General features: G+C 72.7%; 15 protein-coding genes. All 15 read left to right on the forward strand.

The features are described 5' to 3' along the window. Nucleotides 1-171: 171 nt before the first annotated feature. The 15 genes from VLK66_RS13990 to VLK66_RS14060 all read left to right on the forward strand — a co-directional run bounded on the left by VLK66_RS13990 (nucleotide 172) and on the right by VLK66_RS14060 (nucleotide 18,615). Nucleotides 172-1,026: a hypothetical protein gene (locus tag VLK66_RS13990; RefSeq protein WP_325310051.1), complete on the forward strand. Its 855-nt coding sequence runs from the start codon at nucleotides 172-174 to the stop codon at nucleotides 1,024-1,026. Beyond that, nucleotides 1,023-2,159 carry a glycosyltransferase family 4 protein gene (locus VLK66_RS13995; RefSeq protein WP_325310052.1) on the forward strand — a complete coding sequence of 379 codons (1,137 nt, stop codon included), beginning with the start codon at nucleotides 1,023-1,025 and terminating at the stop codon, nucleotides 2,157-2,159. Before VLK66_RS13990 ends, VLK66_RS13995 begins: the two co-directional genes overlap by 4 nt. A 3-nt stretch (nucleotides 2,160-2,162) precedes the next feature. Continuing rightward, nucleotides 2,163-2,885: a class I SAM-dependent methyltransferase gene (locus VLK66_RS14000; RefSeq protein ID WP_325310053.1), complete on the forward strand. Its 723-nt coding sequence runs from the start codon at nucleotides 2,163-2,165 to the stop codon at nucleotides 2,883-2,885. Then, entirely contained in the window at nucleotides 2,882-3,844 is a 963-nt protein-coding gene (locus VLK66_RS14005) for a glycosyltransferase (RefSeq protein ID WP_325310054.1), read from the forward strand. The genes VLK66_RS14000 and VLK66_RS14005 overlap by 4 nt, the downstream gene beginning before the upstream one ends. Before the next feature lie 553 nt (nucleotides 3,845-4,397). Then, nucleotides 4,398-5,564 (forward strand): glycosyltransferase family 4 protein, encoded by a 1,167-nt coding sequence (locus tag VLK66_RS14010; protein WP_325310055.1) that lies wholly within the window; start codon nucleotides 4,398-4,400, stop codon nucleotides 5,562-5,564. 58 nt (nucleotides 5,565-5,622) lie between these two features. After that, nucleotides 5,623-6,399, forward strand: coding sequence for a class I SAM-dependent methyltransferase (locus tag VLK66_RS14015; protein WP_325310056.1), 777 nt, complete (start codon nucleotides 5,623-5,625; stop codon nucleotides 6,397-6,399). Beyond that, entirely contained in the window at nucleotides 6,375-7,601 is a 1,227-nt protein-coding gene (locus VLK66_RS14020) for a glycosyltransferase family 1 protein (RefSeq protein ID WP_325310057.1), read from the forward strand. Before VLK66_RS14015 ends, VLK66_RS14020 begins: the two co-directional genes overlap by 25 nt. A 217-nt stretch (nucleotides 7,602-7,818) precedes the next feature. Next, a complete protein-coding gene (locus tag VLK66_RS14025) occupies nucleotides 7,819-8,952 on the forward strand; it encodes a glycosyltransferase (RefSeq protein WP_325310058.1) in 1,134 nt (377 codons plus the stop codon). Nucleotides 8,953-8,961: 9 nt separating this feature from the next. Beyond that, nucleotides 8,962-9,948, forward strand: a complete 987-nt coding sequence (locus VLK66_RS14030) for a GDP-L-fucose synthase (protein ID WP_325310059.1) — start codon at nucleotides 8,962-8,964, stop codon at nucleotides 9,946-9,948. A gap of 646 nt (nucleotides 9,949-10,594) precedes the next feature. Next, nucleotides 10,595-13,039 (forward strand): polysaccharide biosynthesis tyrosine autokinase, encoded by a 2,445-nt coding sequence (locus VLK66_RS14035; protein ID WP_325310060.1) that lies wholly within the window; start codon nucleotides 10,595-10,597, stop codon nucleotides 13,037-13,039. Between the two features lie 581 nt (nucleotides 13,040-13,620). Beyond that, nucleotides 13,621-14,352: a ZIP family metal transporter gene (locus VLK66_RS14040; RefSeq protein WP_325310061.1), complete on the forward strand. Its 732-nt coding sequence runs from the start codon at nucleotides 13,621-13,623 to the stop codon at nucleotides 14,350-14,352. After that, nucleotides 14,349-15,695 (forward strand): replication-associated recombination protein A, encoded by a 1,347-nt coding sequence (locus tag VLK66_RS14045; protein ID WP_325310062.1) that lies wholly within the window; start codon nucleotides 14,349-14,351, stop codon nucleotides 15,693-15,695. Before VLK66_RS14040 ends, VLK66_RS14045 begins: the two co-directional genes overlap by 4 nt. A 336-nt stretch (nucleotides 15,696-16,031) precedes the next feature. Then, nucleotides 16,032-16,649, forward strand: coding sequence for a hypothetical protein (locus VLK66_RS14050; protein ID WP_325310063.1), 618 nt, complete (start codon nucleotides 16,032-16,034; stop codon nucleotides 16,647-16,649). Further along, nucleotides 16,646-17,893, forward strand: coding sequence for a hypothetical protein (locus tag VLK66_RS14055; protein ID WP_325310064.1), 1,248 nt, complete (start codon nucleotides 16,646-16,648; stop codon nucleotides 17,891-17,893). The genes VLK66_RS14050 and VLK66_RS14055 overlap by 4 nt, the downstream gene beginning before the upstream one ends. Further along, nucleotides 17,890-18,615 carry an ABC transporter ATP-binding protein gene (locus VLK66_RS14060; protein ID WP_325310065.1) on the forward strand — a complete coding sequence of 242 codons (726 nt, stop codon included), beginning with the start codon at nucleotides 17,890-17,892 and terminating at the stop codon, nucleotides 18,613-18,615. The genes VLK66_RS14055 and VLK66_RS14060 overlap by 4 nt, the downstream gene beginning before the upstream one ends. Nucleotides 18,616-18,888 lie beyond the last annotated feature (273 nt).

Here is an 18,888-nt window from a genome sequence, read left to right on the forward strand (position 1 = left end):
ATCGGCAGGCCCCGCCGAAGCCCGTCCCTCCGCCAGGCAGTTTTGGGGGAGGGACAGGCGGCCCGGCGACGCGACGGAAGTCGCGCCGGGCGAGCCAGGGAGAGGGCCCGCCGCGGGCGCGCACCACCATCCATCGAATCACATGATCGTCCCATCTTCTGCACTTCTTGAATGACCATCCTCCTCGGCGTGAACGCATTCCCCGCGTCGGGCGACGGGGCGCGGCGGCAGGCGGAGGCGCTGGCGACCTGGCGCGCGCTGGACGGCGTGCGCCTCGCGAACCTCGGCTGGCCGGGCGACGTCTTCGAGGTCGACGGCTTCGCCACGCACCCCGTGCTCGCGCGGGACTCGCGCACCGCCAGCGGGCGCGCGGGGCCGCGCAAGCCCATCGTCAGCGAGGTGTTCGACCGCCTGGCCGACATCGCGGCGCGCGAGGGGTGCCGCTGGTTCGCGTACGCCAACTCCGACATCGGCTACACGCAGGCCGCCGTCGACCGCATCCGCCACGGCGGCCGCGCGGCGTACGCCTTCTCGCGCATGGACTTCCATCCCACCACGGGGAAGGACATCGAGATGGTGACGCCGGGGATCGACGCGTTCGCCGTCTCGGTGGGCTGGTGGCGCGCGAACCGGCGGCGCTTCCGCGCGTACATCGGCGGCGAGCCCATCTGGGACAACGTCTACACCGCCATCCTCCTCCACCACGCCGGCGGCATCCTGCTGAACCGCGACCCGCTGGTCCGCCACGAGCGCCATCCCGCGGGCGACTGGCGCCGCAGCCCGTTCGCCGCCTATCTCCACTTCACCGGCGCGCTGGACCGGCCGTACTTCTCGCTCTGGGCCGTCTACCACCACGAGCTGATGGAGATGCGGGCGTCGGGAGATAAGGGCGAGGAGGCGGAGATTCGGCTGCAGCGCGCGGTGTTCGGCCCCGGCCCGCGCGCGGTGGACCGCATGCTGCAGCCTGCGCGGGCGCTGAAGGCCCGCATCCGCTGGGCGGCCGCAAAACGGGAGAAGGCCGAGTGAAGATCCTGCTCGTCGGCGACTATCCGGACGACCCGCGCCTGGGCTCGGGCAAGGTCTACCACAAGCTGCGCGAGGAATTCCGCGCCCTCGGCCACGAGTGCGACGTCCTCCTCGCGCCGGAGATCGGCGAGCGGCCGCGGAACGCGCGCCTGCGCTGGCTGGTGGGCCCCATGCTGGCCGAGCGCGCCATCCGCCGCGCCTTCGGGGAGCGGGGGAGATACGACGTGGTCGACGTGGCCAGCGCGGAGGGCGCCATCCTCGGCCTCAGGCGCGGGTCGAAGCTCTACCGCGGGGTGGGGATCGTGAGCCGCTCGCACGGGATCGAGCACCTGAACTTCGAGCGGATGGTGGAGGACCACCACTGGGGGCTCATCCCCAAGCCCTGGCCGCGCCGCCTCTGGTACCCGGCGGTGCGGATGAGCCAGGTGGCCCTCGCCGCGCGCCGGGCGCACCGGATGATCGTCCTGAACGCCGCCGAGCGCGACTTCGTGGTGCGCCGCGGCTGGAAGCCCGCGGAGAAGGTGGACGTGGTGCCGCACGGCGTCTCACAGAATTTCCTCGACTCCGCGCCACCGCCGGGCGCGCCGCGCGGCCGCGGCCTGCTCTTCTGCGGCTCGTGGGACCCGGTGAAGGGGGTGGACTACCTCGTCCGGGCGATGGCGATCCTGGCCGAGCGGCCCGATCCGCCGCGGCTCACCGTCCTGGGCCCGGGGCGCCCGGAGGCCGACGTGCTGGCCGCCTTCCCCCCCGAGGCGCGACCCCTGGTGACCGTCGTCCCGCGCTGCGACGAGGCGGAGGTGATGCGCCACTATCGCGAGCACGACCTGCTGGTGATGACGTCCACCTACGAGGGGTTCGGGATGGTGATCGTCGAGGCGCTGAGCCAGCGCCTTCCCGTGGTGGCGACCTCGGTCGGCGTGGTGCCGCTCCTGCTGGCGGGCGGCGGCGGGGGGATCCAGGTGCCGCCGCGCCAGCCCGAGGCCATCGCCGCGGCCGTGCGCCGGCTGATGGAGGATGCGCCGCTCCGCCGCCGCATGGCCGAGCAGGGCCACGACGCCGTGCGCGGGATGAGCTGGACCGCGACCGCCGAGCGCACGCTCGAGGTGTACGAAGCCGCCGTGGCGGGGGCCTGATCGGTGCCGCTCCTTCGCCACGCGCTGGACGCCGCCAAGCGCCGCGCCCCGCGCGCCTACTGGCGCGTGCGCACTGCCGCGTCGCTCGCGGCGTGGTACGCGCAGCGCGCCCGCGACCGCATCCGCCCCGAGCGCGCGACTGCTTTCGGCGAGGACTTCTGGCGGCGCAACGAGACGGGGGACTGGGAGGGTTTCGCGCGCGCCATCCTCCGCCGCTTCCCCGCGTCATCCGCGCTCGACGTGGGCTGCGGCGACGGGAAGCTGCTCGCCGCGATGCGCCGCATCTCCCCCGGCCTCGCGGCGATGGGCGTCGACCAGTCTCCCGCGGCGCTGGAGCGGGCGGCGGCGCGCGGGCTGCGGACGCGCGCGCTGGACCTCGCGGGGACGCCGATGCGCGGGATCGACGCGTTCGCGCGGGAGCTGGGCGCGTTCGACCTGGCCATCTCGCTGGAAACCGTGGAGCACGTCCCCGCCTGGCACTCGCCGAAGCTGCTGCGGCTGCTCGCGTCGTGCGCCCCGGCGATCGTCTTCTCCGGCGCGCAGCCGCTGCAGGGCGGGGTGCTGCACGTGAACGAGCAGCCGCCGGAGCACTGGATCGCGCGCTTTCGCAAGATGGGGTACGACCTCGCGCCGGAGAACGACGCGCTCCGGGCCGACGTGGCCGCGCTGGACCTGCCGCCCTGGTACGCGGCCAACGTGAACGCCTTCGTCCGCCGCGGCTCGTGACGCTCCCCGACGCGCCGCCGCCGCCGCCGTCGCTCACCGTGGGCGTGGCGACGAAGGACCGGCCCGAGGCGCTCGTGCGCTGCCTCCGCTCGCTGCGCCTGCTCGACGGCCTCCTTGCCGAGGCCATCGTGGTGGACGACGCTTCCGATCCTCCCGTCGAAGGAGCGGTGACGGCGGCGCTCGCGGCCGACCTGCCGCCTGAGGTGCGCTTCATCCGCAACGAGCGCAGCGTGAACGTGGCCGCGGGGCGCAACCGCATCGCCCGCGAGGCGCGCACTCCGTGGGTGCTGAACCTGGACGACGACGCGTTCGTCGTCACCCGCGAGGCCGTGGAGCAGGCCGTCCGTGTGCTGGAGACCGATCCCGAGGTGGCGGCGATCGCCTTCCCGCAGTGCGACGAGGCGGGCGTGCCCTACGCGCCCTCCGCCCAGCCCGCGCCGGTCGACTATCCCTGCTACGCGCCGACCTTCATCGGCTACGCGCACCTGCTGCGGCGGGACGCGTTCCTCTCCGTGGGCGGCTTCCGCGAGCGGCTGGGGATCAACGGCGAGGAAAAGGACCTCTGCCTGCGGATGCTGGACGAGGGCTGGCGCGTCGTCTACCTCCCGTCGGCGGGCGTGGGGCACGTGGCGGCGGCGGCCGGGCGCGACCGGCGGCGCTACCTGCACCAGACGGTCCGGAACTCCGTCGTCAGCGCCTTCTGCGACGAGCCGATGCCGCTGATGCCCGCCGGTGTGGCCGTCCGCCTCTGGCGCTACTTTCCCATGCGCAAGGGGTGGGGGATCGACGACCCCGGCGGCTTCGGCCGCATCGTCCGCGGCCTCGCCCGCGACCTCCCGGCGCTGATGCGCGAGCGCAGGCCCGTGCGCTGGGAGACGATGCGCCGCTGGCGGTCGATGACGCAGTCGCCGCCGGAGCCGTATCGCGGCCCGGCCGTCACCGCGGGGCCGGACGCATGAGCGCGCCCTCACCATTCCCAATCTCACGCGGAGACGCGGAGACGCAGAGAACTAACCGCGGTGGAAGACTCACTTCGACTCGAAACATCATCCTCGGGCCGAAGAGCGGAAGACCGGGTAAACCCGCAGCAACAACGACGGAAAGCCTCGCAAACTGCGCGAGGCTTCAACAACACCGAGACGTTGAGTTCGCCCGAGCGGCCGAGCACGACCTGAGTTTTACGCGCGAACACCAGAACGACGTCATCCTGAGGCCGGCCACACCGTACCTTCAGCGTGACCAAAAGCATGCAGGCCGAAGGATCTATAGCCGGTCGTGCACGTCAGCTTTCGGAGCGCATCTACGCTTCTCGGCGGTGCCTGGCGAATCCGCGCGCTTCGAATGCGGACGTGCGGGGCATGCTATAGATCCTTCGGCCTGCATAGTCTGGGGCGGCGGCGGGTTTGGGTGCGGTCGGCCTCAGGATGACGTCGCTTTTCTTTGGTCCGGTTTCTGTGTTTTGCGCCGGCCTCGTGGCGCTTTCGTCGGTCGCGCACGCATCGGGGCGGCCGGATGAAGCGCCTGCTCACCATCGGCCACAGCTACGTGGTGGCGATGAACCGGCGGCTGGCGCACGAGATGGCCGTCGCGGGCGCGGGCGAGTGGGAGGTCACGTGCGTCGCGCCCGCGCGCTACCCGGGCGATCTGCGCGACGTCGAGCTGGAGCCGATCCCGGGCGAGGCGTGCCGCACCCTCGGCATCCCCGTGCGCTTCGCGCGGCGGCCGCACCTGATGCGCTACGGCCGCGAGCTGCGCCCCATCCTGCGCGAGCGCTGGGACGTGGTGCACTGCTGGGAGGAGCCGTACGTCCTTTCCGCCGCGCAGGTCGCGCGATCCGTCGGGCGCGATGCGGCGCTGGTCTGCGCGACGTTCCAGAATCTCCCCAAGCGCTACCCGCCGCCCTTCGCGCAGCTGGAGCGCCGGGTGATGCGCCGCGCCGACGGCTGGATCGCCTTCGGGCGGACGGTGGAGGAGACGCTGCAGGGCCGCCCCGGCTATCGCGACCGCCCGCACGCCGTCATCCCCCCCGGCGTCGACGCGGCGCGCTTCCGCCCCGATCCCGAGGCGCGCCGCCGCGTCCGCGAACGGCTGGGGTGGGCGGGAGATGGGCCGCCCGTCGTGGGCTACCTCGGCCGCTTCATCGAGCCGAAGGGGCTGCGCGTGCTGATGCGGGCGCTCGACGGGCTTGGCGGCGCCCGGGCGATGCTGGTCGGCGGCGGGGAGATGGAGGGCGAGCTGCGCGATTGGGCCGCGGCGCGCGGGGACGCGGTGCGCATCGTCACCGGCATCCCCCACGACGCGGTGCCGGAGCATCTCGCCGCGATGGACCTGCTGGTGGCGCCGAGCCTGACCACGCCGCGCTGGCGCGAGCAGTTCGGGCGGATGCTGGCCGAGGCGATGGCGTCGGGCGTCCCCGTCATCGGCAGCAACAGCGGCGAGATCCCGCACGTGATCGGCGACGCGGGCGCCGTCGTCCGCGAGGGAGATGCGGACGCGCTGCGCACCGCCATCCGCCGCTGGACCGCCGATCCCGCCGCCCGCGCGGAGGCGGCGGCGCGCGGACTGGAGCGCGTGCGCACGGAGTTCGCGCTCCCCGTCGTCGCGCGCCGGCACCTCGATTTCTTCGACGCCATCCTCGACCGAAATCTCACGCGGAGACGCGGAGACGCAGAGAAATGAATCGAAACGTTGAGTTCTCTGCGTCTCCGCGTCTCCGCGTGAGATCGCGGTTCGGACGATGAGCACCGACGAACGGGTCCGCGAAGGCGCGTATGCCCGCCGCCAGCTCTTCGGCGGGTTCCGGCTGCTGCGCTGGAGCCACGGCTCGCGCTTCCGCGTGGCCCGCGAGCTGGTGGCCCCGCACGCCGGCGCCCGCCTGCTGGACTACGGCTGCGGCGACGGCACCTTCCTGTCGATGGTGCGCGACCTCTTCCCCGCGGCCGTCGGCGCCGAGGTGGACGCCGCCCTGGCCGCCGAGGCCGCCGCGCGCTTCGCGGGGGACGAGGGCCTGCGCTTCGTCCACACCTCCGCGCTCGACGGCGAGCCGGACGGGGGCTTCGGCGTCGCGGTCTGCATGGAGGTGCTGGAGCACTGCACCGCCGAGACGGCGGACCGCGTCCTGGCCGATCTGCGCCGGCTGGTGGCGAGGGACGGCACCGTCGTCATCTCCGTCCCCGTGGAGACGGGGCCCGCGCTCGTCGGCAAGCAGATGTACCGCGCGCTCGCCGCCCGCCGCGGGCTGGAGGGCTACCGCGAGCGCGAGACGTACACCCCGCGCGAGCTGGCGGCGATGGTGTTCGCGGGCGGCGGCACCGGCATCCAGCGCCCCGTCTACGCGTCCAGCTTCGCCTCCGGCGAGGCGAACGTGTACCACGGCCACAAGGGGTTCAACTGGCGCGCGCTGCGGCGGCGGCTGGCGCGCGACTTCACCGTCCGCCGCACCCTCTTCTCCCCCGTGCCGCTCCTGGGCCCGCTCCTGAACAGCCAGGCATGGTTCGTACTCTCGCCGAAGTAGCGCCCGCGCCCCGGCCGGTCGCCGCGCCGCGCCGCAAGCCGGTGCGCGTGGGGATCGTGGCCGACTTCGTGGAGGAGCGCTGGCCCAGCATGGACCTGGCGGCGGAGCTCACGGAGATGGGGATCGACCGGTACGGCGGCGGCGCCTTCGACCCGGAGATCCTGCGCCCCGCGATGCCCCGCATCCGCGGCCGCTTCGGTCCGGCGGAGGCATCCGCCAGCAACGTGGACCGCTATCTCGGCCGCTACGTGGCGTATCCGCGGTGGCTCCGCCGGCGCGCGCGGGATTTCCGCATCTTCCACGTCATCGACCACAGCTACGCGCACCTGGTCGATCATCTCCCGAACAAGCCCGTCGTCGTCACCTGCCACGACCTGGACGCCTTCCGCTCGCTGGTCGGCCCGGAGCGCGAGGCGCGGCCGTGGTGGTTCCGGGCGACGATGAAGCGGGTGATGGCGGGGCTGGGCCACGCGGCGCACGTCATCTGCGACACCGGCGCGGTCCGCGACCAGCTGGTGGAGCTCGGGCTGGCCGATCCCCAGCGCCTCACCGTCGTTCCCCTCCCCGTGCACCCCGACTTCGCGCCCGACCCCGACTCCGCCGCCGATGCCGAGGCCGCGCGGCTGCTGGGCCCGGCGGATGGGTCGGCCATCGACCTGCTGCACGTGGGGATCAACGTTCCGCGCAAGCGGCTGGAGTTCCTGCTGCGCATCTTCGCGGCGCTGCGCGAGCGGCATCCCGCGCTGCGGCTGGTGCGCGTGGGCGGGCGGCTGAGCGCGGAGCAGCGGGAGCTGTGCGGGGAGCTGGGAATTCCGCTCGACCGCGTGGCCGAGCTGCCGTTCATCTCCCGCCCGGTCCTGGCCGCCGTCTACCGCCGCGCCGCGGCGATGCTGGCGACGAGCAAGCGCGAGGGCTTCGGCTGGCCCGTGGTGGAGGCAATGGCGTGCGGCACGCCCGTGGTCGCCAGCGATCTGCGCGTCTTCCGCGAGGTCGGCGGCGAGGCGGTGACGTACGTTCCCGTGCGCGACCTGCAGGCGTGGGTGGAGACCGTGGACCGGCTGATCCTCGACCGCGGCGACCGGCGCCAGTGGGCCGGCCGCCGCGAGGCCGCCCTGGAGCGCGCCGACGCCTTCTCGCTGGAGTCGTACGCCCGCGGCGTGCTGGCCGTCTACCGCCAGGTGCTGGGGATGAGGGAAGGGTGATGGAGACGATCCTTCCTCCGCCCGCCCCGCGTCGTCGTCCCGTGCCGCTCGCGATCGCGGAAGATGCACGGGACTGTCCTTCGCGAGCTGGATTCCGTCCCCGAGCCGAACAGCCTCGCGCGGTTTGCGAGGCTTCCCGTCGTTGTTGCCGCGGCTTCAGCCGCCGGGGGGCGGCCTGGCCGCGCATGGGTGACTTCCCCACCGGGATGTGCGCGCGATGACCGAGCGGCGATTGAAGGTGCTGCACGTGGGCAAGTTCTATCCGCCGCACCAGGGGGGAATGGAAACGCACCTGGAGCTGCTCTGCCGGATGACGCAGGCGGACGTGGACCTCTCCGTGCTCGTCAGCGCGGACGATGCGGCGACCACGCGCGAGGTGCGGGGCGGCATCCCCGTCACCCGCATCGGGACGAGGCTGACGCTCGCGTCGGCGTCGTTCAATCCGGGGATGGCGCGGGAGATCCGGCGCGCTGACGCGGACATCGTCCACTTCCATCATCCCAATCCCACCGCCGTGCTGTCGTACCTGGCGGCGCGGCCGCGCGGGAAGCTCGTGGTCACCTACCACAGCGACATCGTGCGCCAGCGCGTGCTGGGGCCGCTCTTCTCGCCCATCCTGCACCGCTTCCTCCGCCGCGCGGACGCGATCATCGCCACCTCGCCGGACTACGCGGCCAGCTCCCCCGTCCTCCGCCGCCACGCGGAGCGGGTGACGACCATCCCCTTCGGCATCGACGTGGACGCGCTGCAGCGGGTGGACGCGGACGAGGTGCGGGCGATCCGCGCCAGGTTCGGAGAGCGCATCGTCTTCGCCGCGGGAAGGCTGGTCTACTACAAGGGTTTTGCGTACCTTGTGCGCGCCATGAAGCGGGTGGACGCGCGCCTCCTGATCGCCGGCGCGGGCCCGCTGCGCGGCGAGCTGGAGCGGCTGGCGGCGGAGGAAGGCGTCGCGGGAAAGGTGACGCTGCTCGGCGCCGTGCCGGACCTGCGTCCGTACTACCACGCCGCCGGCGTGTTCGCGCTCCCCAGCGTGGCCCGCAGCGAGGCGTTCGGGCTGGTGCAGATGGAGGCAATGGCCTGCGGGGTCCCGGTGGTGAACACCGCGCTCGACAGCGGCGTCCCTTTCGTCTCGCCGCACGGCGTCACCGGCCTCACCGTCCCCCCCGCCGACGCGGACGCGCTGGGCGATGCGGTCACCCGGCTGCTGGACGACGCGCCGCTGCGCGGGCGGATGGGCGCCGCGGGGCGGGCGCGGGTGGCCGGCGAGCTCTCGGCCGGGGGCATGGCCCGGCGGACCGTGGAGCTTTATCATTCCGTGGCAAGCGGTTCCTTCCGCCGTACATTTCCCTGACGACAACGCATGAGTGAGCAGGCCCCGCTCGCCCCCGGGACACACCCGGAGCGCGAGCTTTCTCCCGAGTTCTGGCGCACGCGCCGGGTGCTGGTCACCGGCGGCACCGGCTTCCTGGGCTCGCACGTGGTGGAGCTGCTGCGCCGCCTGGGCGCCGCTGAGGTCTTCGTTCCCCGCCGCGCCGAGTACGACCTGACCGAGCACCGCAACGTGGAGCGGGTGATGGAGGAATCCCGCCCCGACGTGGTGCTGCACCTGGCCGCCGAGGTGGGGGGGATCGGGGCCAACCGCGCGCACCCGGGGCGCTTCTTCTACAACAACATCATGATGGGCGCGCAGCTGATCGAGGAGGCGCGGCTGCGCGGGGTGGAGAAGTTCGTCCAGGTGGGCACCGTGTGCGCGTACCCCAAGTACACGCCGGTGCCCTTCCGCGAGGAGGACTTCTGGATCGGCTACCCGGAAGAGACCAACGCGCCGTACGGGATCGCCAAGAAGGCGCTGCACGTGCAGCTCACGGCGTACCGGCAGGAGTACGGGCTGAACGGCATCTACCTGCTCCCCACCAACCTGTACGGCCCGCGCGACAACTTCGACCCCGAGACCAGCCACGTCATCCCGGCGCTGATCCGCCGCGTGGTCGAGGCCAAGCGGACGGGCGCGGACGAGCTGGTGATCTGGGGCACGGGGCAGGCCTCGCGCGAGTTCCTGTACGTGGAGGACTGCGCGCGCGCCCTGCTGCTGGCCGCCGAGCACTACGACGACGCCGACCCGGTGAACGTGGGGATCGGGCTGGAGATCCGCATCTCCGAAGTCGCCCAGCTGATCGCCGACATCGTGGGCTTCCGGGGGCGCTTCGCCTACGACACCGGCAAGCCCGACGGCCAGCCGCGCCGCTGCCTGGACACCTCGAAGGCGCTTTCCCTCTTCGGCTTCCGCGCGCACGTGAACGTCCGCGAGGGGCTGGAGCGGACGATCGAGTGGTATCTCAAGGACTGAAAGGGAGTGCTGAGTGCTGAGTGCTGAGTGCTGAGTGCTGAGTGCTGAGTGCTGAGTGCTGAGTGCTGAGTGCTGAGTGCTGAGTGCTGAGTGCTGAGTGCTGAATGCTGAATGCTGCGGCGACCCGCCAATGAAATTGGCGGGCAACAACAGCACAAAGTCCCTGCGGGACTGCCGCCTGGCTTTGGGGCCGGTGAGCCGAAGGTAGTGTTGAGCTGAGTTCTCCCCTCCCCCGCGGAGCGGGCGGAGGGGCCGGGGGAGGGGCCAGCCAGGCGGGCAGGGCGCCTCCTCTCCAAACCGAAGCCTCTCCTCGCGATGAGGTCTCCCCCTCCCCCAGGCAGTTTTGGGGGAGGGGGCCGGGGAGGGGGCCAGCCAAGCGGGCAGGATGTCTCCCCTCGCGCAGAGTCCTTGCTCGCAACCACTTAGGACTTGGGACTCAGGACTTGGCACTTCGTCCGTCCCATCCCGCGTCCACATCCCACCGGATTCACAAAATCGCGATAAGTCGTTATCTTTCAACGTGTTCTGCATCCATATCGCCCGCCGCCGGCAGGGTGGGCCCCTCTACGATGCCATCTCGCTGGAATGAACCCGCCGCGTCCGCGGCCGGATTTCCGCAGTCTCCCGCTTCGCACCCGGTGACACCGTGTCCGAGCTGAGCCCCATCGAAACACACGTGAAGCAGCTGGCCGAGCGCCCCGTGCGCGACCCCGTGCTGCGGTCGTCGCTGACCCCGCAGGCCGAGGAGGAGCGCGACGGCATTCCGCTGCGCGACTACCTGAACGCCGTCCGCCGCTACTGGTGGCTGGTGGCCGCCGCCGTGGTGCTGTCGGTGGGGCTGGCCGTGTGGCGCGTGTCGAAGGAGCTGCCGATGTTCATGGCCAGCACCTCGGTGCGGCTGCGCGACCCGTCGGTGAAGATGTCGGGCGACCTGTCGGCCACCGCCGCCGGCGGCAACGCCGACCAGCTCCCCGGCTACTACACCGACCCCATCCTTTCCCAGATCCAGGTGCTGCGCAGCCGCGCCGTGGCCGGGATGGTGGTGGACTCGCTGGGGCTCAGGCTGCACCCCGAGATGCCCGATTTCCCGTATGCCGTGCTGGGCCCCGTGGCCGTGAACTCGGCGGCGCAGGAGGGCGACACCATGGCCGTGCGCTTCGGCGCCCGCGAGGTCGTCGCCACGCTGAGCGGCGTCACCGCGCGCGGGCCCTATCGCCAGCCGCTGCAGCTGCCGGGGGTGACCGCCACCTTCGCGCGCCGCCCCGCCTTCGCCCAGGCGCGCTTCGCCGTGGTCTCGCGCGACGAGGCCATCAACATGGTGCTGAACGGCGTGCAGGCGAACCCGCGCCAGCTCACCAACGTCATCGACATCGCCTACCTGGCGTACGACCGCACGCTGGCCAAGCGCGTGGCCGACGCCAGCGCCGCATCGTTCCAGTACCTGAACGCCCAGAGCGCGCAGCAGGCCTCGCGGCGGCGCGCGCAGTTCATTCACGAGCAGCTGCGCAGCACCGACTCGCTGCTGATGACGGCGCAGATGCAGCTGAGCTCGTTCCGCAAGAGCGTGAACGCCTTCAGCCCGCAGGAGCGCTTCAAGGCCACGCAGGACGGCCTGGCCAACCTGCGCATCCAGCGCGAGCAGCTGGCGCAGGAGCAGCGCATCTACGACCAGATGGCGCAGGCGCTGGGCACCGGCGGCCGCGGCGGCGACGAGATGGCGGCGCTGGCGGCCAGCCCGCAGGTGGCGTCGAACGGCGGCCTGGTTTCGCTGTACCAGCAGATGCTGCGCTACCAGACGGTGCGCGACTCGCTGACCACCGGCCCCTGGTCGCGCGCCACCACCAACCCCGACGTGCAGCGGCTGGACTCGCTCATCAACACCTCGCACTCGCGGCTCTCCAGCGCGGTGCAGGCGCGCGGCACCGCGCTGGCCGCGCAGCTCCGGGTGATGGACGGCCTGATGGCCTCCGACGCCGCCAGCGCTGCCCAGCTCCCCGACGCCGAGGCCGAGGGGCAGCGGCTGGCGCGGCAGGTGGAAACGCTGCAGACGCTGGCCGACGACCTGCTGCGCGAGCAGCAGAAGGCGCGCATCGACGAGGCGGTCGAGGCGGGGCAGGTGGAGATCATGGACCAGGCTCTCCTTCCCCCCGGCCCCATGTCGCGCGGTGGCAAGAAGCGCGTGCTCTTCGCGCTGCTGATCGGGCTGATGATCGGGTGCGGCGGCGCGCTGCTGCTGGACCGCCTGAACACCTCGCTCCTGCGCCGCGAGGAGGTGGAGGGGCTGCTGCACCTGCCGGTGCTGGCCATCGTCCCCCGCATCGCCGCCAGCGGCGCCACGGGGCTCAGGAAGAAGCTGAAGGTGCCGATGGCCAACGCGCTGGTGCGGCGCGCGCCGGACCCGGCCGACGCGCTGATCACGGTCACCGACCTGCACTCGGCCGGCTCGCAGGCGTACCGCAAGCTGCGCACGCACCTGATCTTCTCCACCGGCGGCGACCCGCTGCGCACGCTGATGGTCACCAGCCCCGGCGCGGGCGAGGGGAAGAGCACGGTGTGCGCGAACCTGGCCGTGACCTTCGCGCAGCAGCACATGCGCGTGCTGCTGGTGGACTGCGACATGCGCCGCAGCCGCCTGCACTCGCTCTTCGGCACCGGGCGCGTTCCCGGCCTCACCGAGGTGCTGGCGCGCCAGGGCACGCTGGAAGAGGCCATCCGGCCCACCACGGTGGAGGGGCTGCACATCCTTCCCGCGGGCACGCTGGTCCCCAACATCAGCGAGCTGCTGGGCGGGGCGGGGATGCGCGCGGTGATGGCCGAGCTGTCGGCGCGCTACGACCTGGTGGTGGTCGACACGCCGCCGGTGCTGGCCGCCGCCGACGCGGAGATCCTGGGCGTGCAGACCGACGCGGTGCTGATGGTGGTGCGCGCCGGCCAGACCGACCGCCAGCCCGCGCAGTACGCCGTGCAGCAGCTGCGCGCCATCGGGGCGCGGGTGGTGGGCGCCGTGCTGAACGACCCGGACGAGAAGGTGGCCGACTACGGACGGTACACCTACTACTACGACTACTACTCGCAGGGTGCGACGGCGTAACTGCCCGGTAGATTGTAAGATGGAGACGAGCGGCCCTTCCCCGGTATCGGGGAGGGGCCGCTTGGCTTCGATGGCGATACCGGGCATGCCGGACCTGCGGCGCGTTTCTGACGCCTCGCGCCCTCCCCCCGCGCCGGAGGGCGCGACCCCCTCCCGTTCCGGGAGGAGGTGGCTGCCCGGCATCCGCGCGCCTCCCGGTCCCCGATTCAGCCAGGCTTGCCCGATGCGCGCTGATGCCGCCCCCGCGGTGAGTTCTCCCCTCCCCTGCGGAGCGGGCGGAGGGGCCGGGGGAGGAGGCCAGCCAGGCGGGTACGATGCTGCTCCGAACGCGCAGATCTCATCGAGCTACCTCTCCCGGTACGGGAGAGGTGGACGGCCTAAGCCGGCCGGAGAGGGCGCGATGCGGAGGCCGCGCGGAGGCGTCGACATCCCGCGCGCGGTCCGGAGAGAGCGCGACGTCGGGCCCCGCGGATGCGGTGACATCTAACCCGCACAAAGGCGTTGACATCCACCCCCGCGGAGCGTCACTTGTCGCGCGGAACGTGCGGTTTTCCTTCTTCGCCGGATCGGAATCGTCCCCGTTGACTGCTGCGCTGCTGTACGCATTGATCGCCGCGGGCGCCAACCTCCTGGGCGGGCTCGTCATCACCGGCCACTCGCGCGGCGGGCGGCAGGCGCAGCGCCTGCTCATCGCCTTCGGCGCGGGGTTCATGCTGGCCACGGCCTTCCTGGCCATGGTCCCCGAGGCCATCGCCACGGGCGGCGAGGGGGCGGGGATGGGAATCCTCCTCGGCTACCTTCTCGTCCACATCACCCAGCACGCGCTGACGCCGCACTTCCACTTCGGCGAGGAGACGCATACCCACGAGATGGTGAACCCGTGGGTCGGCATCGCCGCGCTGCTGGGGCTGGTGCTGCACACCTTCTTCGACGGCGTGGCCATCGCCGCCGGCTTCCAGGTGGCGTCGTGGCTGGGGATGCTCGTCTTCGTCGCCATCGTCCTCCACAAGATCCCCGAGGGCGTCACCGTCGCCTCGATCATGCTGGCCAGCGGCAACTCGCGCGGGCGGGCGATGGCGGCGGTCGCGGCGCTCGGCGTCTCCACCGTGCTGGGCGTGCTGCTGACGGAGACGGTGGGGCCGCTCGCCCGGCAGGGGCTGGCGCTGAGCGCCGGCGTGACCATCTACGTCGCCGCCTCGAACCTGGTGCCCGAGGTGCAGAAGGGGCGCAAGCTGGCGCCGGCGCTGGCCGTCTGCGCGGGGGCGCTCCTCTTCTACCTCACCTTCCTGATGCTGCGGGGGATCGTCCATTGAGCGACCTGTCCCTTTTCGGCGAGCCCGAGCCGCGCCGCCGCGACGACCCGCCGCCCGCCGATCCGCCTCCCGCGGCGGCGTCGCCGGACGCGCCGCTGGCGGAGCGGATGCGGCCGCACACGCTGGACGAGATGGTGGGGCAGCAGGCGCTGGTGGGCCCCGAGGGAACGCTGCGGAAGCTGCTCGCCGCCGGGCATCTCCCCAACCTGATCCTCTACGGGCCGCCGGGGAGCGGGAAAACCACGCTGGGGCGGATGGTGGCCGCGGAGAGCGGATCGACCTTCGTTCCCTTCAACGCCGTCAGCGAGGGCGTCCCCCGGCTGCGCGAGGTGGTGAAGGAGGCCGAGGCGCGGCGCCGCGGCGGGCGGCGCACGCTGCTGTTCATCGACGAGATCCACCGGCTGAACAAGGGGCAGCAGGACTTCCTCCTCCCCTGGATCGAGTCGGGGCTGATGACGCTGGTGGGCGCGACGACGGAGCATCCCGGCTTCGAGATCAACGCCGCCGTCCTGTCCCGCTCGCGCGTCCTCGTCCTGGACCCGCTGTCGGAGGACGACGTGCGCGCCGTGGTGCGCCGCGCGCTGGAGGACCCCGAGCGCGGCTTCGGCGGGCGGGTGGAGATGGAGCCCGAGGCCGAGGACGTGCTGGTGCGCAACACGGGCGGCGACGCGCGCCAGGCGCTGACCGGGCTGGAGATCGCCGCGCGCCTCGCCGGCAAAGGCGGGACGGTGACGGCGGACGCGGTGCGCGAGGCGCTGCAGCAGCCCATGGCGCGGTACGACACCACGCTGGGCTACGAGATGCTGAGCGCCTTCCACAAGTCGCTCCGAAGCAGCTCCGGGTCGGGGGCGCTCTACTGGGCGATGCGGATGGTGCAGAGCGGGGAAGACCCAAAGACGCTCTTCCGCCGCCTGGTCGCCGCGGCGTACGAGGATGTCGGCCTCGCCGATCCGCAGGCGGGCATCGTGGCGGTGCAGGCGATGCTGGCGTTCGAGCGGCTGGGCGTGCCCGAGGGGCTGCTCCCGCTCTACAACGCCATCCTGTACGTGGCCAACGCGCCCAAGTCCAACCGCGCGTACCTGGCCGGCGGTGCCGCGGCCGAGGCGGCGCGCCAGCACCCGGACGCGCCCGTCCCCCTCCACCTCCGCAACGCGCCCACCTCGCTGATGAAGGAGTGGGGATACGGCGAGGGATACAAGTACGCCCACAACTACGAGGGCGGCGTGGTCGACCTGCAGTGCCTGCCGGACGTCATCAGGGACGAGCGCTTCTACGAGCCCACCGATCGCGGCTTCGAGGCCGAGATCGCGCGGCGCATGGCGGAGCGGGGGGACAGCGGGTGAGGCCGCTGCGCGGGAACCCGTAGTTGCGCGCAAAGATGCGACTGAAGTCGCGGCTACAACGGCACACTGTCCGCCTTCGCGCCGCCTTCGCGGACATCATATCGGCGTGATCGACGGCGTCTGCGCGTCGAGAGAGACGTCATCCTGAGGCCGGCCACACCGTCGTTGTCCCGCACGAGCGATTGCAGGCCGAAGGATCTATGAGCGAGGTCGCACGTGCGCTTCCGGATTGCACGATCGATCTCCGAACTCGTATCAGGGCTGCCGCGGCAGAATCGGGCTCGGCTCGCGCGTTGGATGGAGGTCGAAGCGATCTCCATCAGCCCCGGAGTTCCAATGCCGCGCCATCTCCCGCTGCTGCTTCTGCTTCTCGCCGCGTGCGCGCGGGAGCCGGCCGAGCGGATCCAGTTCTACGAGATCGACCTCCATCGCGCGGGGACGAATCTTCCGCGGTGGGCGGCGTGCTGGTTTCCGCAGCGCGCCAACCGCTACGCGGTGATGGACGCGCAGCCCTGCCCGCCCGAGACGCGGGCAACGCGCGCGTACACGGTAGACGATGTCGTGGGATGCTGGACGATCACGGGCGAGATCCCGACGGCGTTCGACAGCGCCTTCTTCGCGGCGCCGGTACGGCTGCTGCGGGGGCGAACGCCGCGGCTCAGGGCGATGGGCTTCGGCACCCCCGGTGACCACGGCGTGGAGCCGCTGGCGCCGGACGCCGATTCGCTGGAGCCGGGGCTGCGCACCGCGTGGGACGTCGCACCGCCTGACTTGCTCTGGATCAGCCGCACGGACGGGTACGGCGGCCTCACCTACACCTTCCGCGTCCGCGGCGATTCGCTGATCGGCATGGCCCAGTTCTTCGGCGACGTGATCTTCTACAGCATCGGCACCGGCCTCGACGCGGCGCCGCGCATCCACGGGCACCGCGTCCCGTGCCCGCGGCGGCGATGACGGCGCATCCCCGGTCCCCGCTCCGCCTGCTGCTGCGGCTGGAGGCGCGGCGGATGTCGGACGCGCTGCGGCAGCCGCGGCCGGCGGCGTGGATCGGCATCCTCCTTCCCGTCGCGCTCGCGGCGGGCGGGCTGTGGGTGGCGGGAGATGCGATGCGCCCGGACGTTTCCACCGCGGACGGGGCGATCGGGCTGGGGATGCTGGTCGCCGCGCCGGTCGCGCTGCAGGCGTATCCTATCCTCTTCCGCGCGGTGGACGACGCGTTCCTGCGCCGCCTCGGCATCCCCGCGCGGGCGCTGTTCGGCGTGCGGGCGATGCGGCTGCTCGCCCTGGCGCTCGCCGTCGTCTTCGCGCTGATGATCCCCGTCGTCTCCACCCGTCAACCCATCTTGCCGCCGCTCGCGATCGCCCTCGCGGCGGCGGTGGTGGCGTGGGCGGCGTCGCTGCTGGCGCAGGCGAGCGCGGCGGGAAAGCTGGCGCGGGGCGACAGGCCGTCGCCCGCCGCGGGGCTGATCGGGTGGGACCCGGAGCTGGCGAAGGCCGCCGCGCTCGTCTACGCGCCGCTCTGGCCGCTGCTGGCGGGCGCCGCCGCCGCGCGCGTCGCGGTCGCGCCGGTGGGTGCGGCGTGGATGCGGATCGGCGCGCTCACCCTCGTCTCCGCCGCGCTGTTGCCTTGGGCGACGCGGGCGTTCGCGCGGGCGCTGCCGCGGTTCGCGCCGCACGCGGGCGAGCTGGCGTACGCGCCGCCGCCGGACGCCAGCGGCGGCGAACTGGTGGTCGGCCGCGGCATCGCCCGCGTGCTGCCGCGGCGCGCGCAGTCGGTGCGGGCGCGCGACGCGGTGGTCATCGGCCGGCGCTACCGCTGGGCGTCGCGCGCGGCGTGGCCCGCGTCGATCGTCTCCGCGCTGGTGCTCCTGCGCGCGGGCGGGCACGGCGAGGTGCGCGCGTGGGTGACGCTGGCGTGCGGGCTGCTGCTGGCCGCGCAGGCCGCCGCCGTGGTCGCGCTCGGCCGCTCCGAGCGCGGGCGCCTGCGGTGGATGGACCGCGCGCTCGGCCTGCGCCCCGCGGACCGCGTCGTGGGCCGCTGGGCGGCGTCGTTCGGGCTGGCGCTGGCCGTCGCGCTCCCGCTGGCGCTGGGGTGGGCCATTGCGATCGGCGGGAGCGGGGGATGGATGTGGCTGGGCGCGGCGGCCGCCGTCGCGCTGGTCGCCTCCACTGCCTCCGTCGCCGCGGCGGGGCGATGACGATGGACGTCCATCCGCTGGAAGTGCGCAGGGTGCGCAAGGCGTATCGCCGCCACGTGGTGCTGGACGGCGTGTCGTTCGACGTCCGCGCCGGTGAGGCGGTGGCGCTCGTAGGCCCCAACGGCGCGGGAAAGAGCACGCTCATCGGCTGCATCACCGCCGACCGCCTGCCGAACGCCGGGACGGTGCGCATCTGCGGCGCCGACCCGTTCGCCGACGCGAGTGCGGCCGCGGCGTGCATGGGCTACGTCCCCGAGCAGCCCTTTCTCTACCCCGAGCTGAGCGTGGCCGAGCTGCTGCGCTTCGTGGCCGCCGCGCGCGGGCTGGACGATGCGGAGTCCGCCGCGGAAACGGCGCGCCTGCTGACGATGCTGGGGCTCGCGGGCGCGGAGGCCGCCCTCTGCCGCGAGCTGTCGCAGGGGATGGGGCGAAAGACCGCGATCGCCGCCGCGCTCCTGCACCGCCCGCGGATGATCGTGCTGGACGAGGCGCTGAACGGCCTCGACCGCACCTCCGCCGGGCGCCTGGTCGCCGAGCTGGACGCGCGGCGGGCGGAGGGCGCGGCGGTCCTCATCTCCAGCCACGACCTCGATTTCCTGGCCGGCTGGTGCGACCGCGGCATCCTCCTCACCCCTCAATCCCAATCGCGCCTGCTGGAGGGTGGCGATTGGGAGGCGTGGCGCCGCGCGCCGTCTCTCGTTCTCCCGACTCGACCTTCCTGACTCTCACGGAGGGCACAGAGGACACAGAGGAAAAGCCGAAAAGTGGAGATCGCCTTCCGTGACCTCATGTGCCCCCTGTGAGAGCCCTCCGTCCCCATGCGGCGACGCCGACGACACATCGGCGTGGACATGCTGGCCCTTCACGGAGGCGGAACCATCTCCCGACCGGGCCGTATCTTACCGCGTCGGTGCTGGACATTTCGCGGGTGGATGCGGATCGCCCGCGCGGCGGCACGGCTGTCGCAAGGCAGGGTGGGCCTGTGCCGGGCGCGG

Source organism: Longimicrobium sp., assembly GCF_035474595.1.
GTDB lineage: Bacteria > Gemmatimonadota > Gemmatimonadetes > Longimicrobiales > Longimicrobiaceae > Longimicrobium.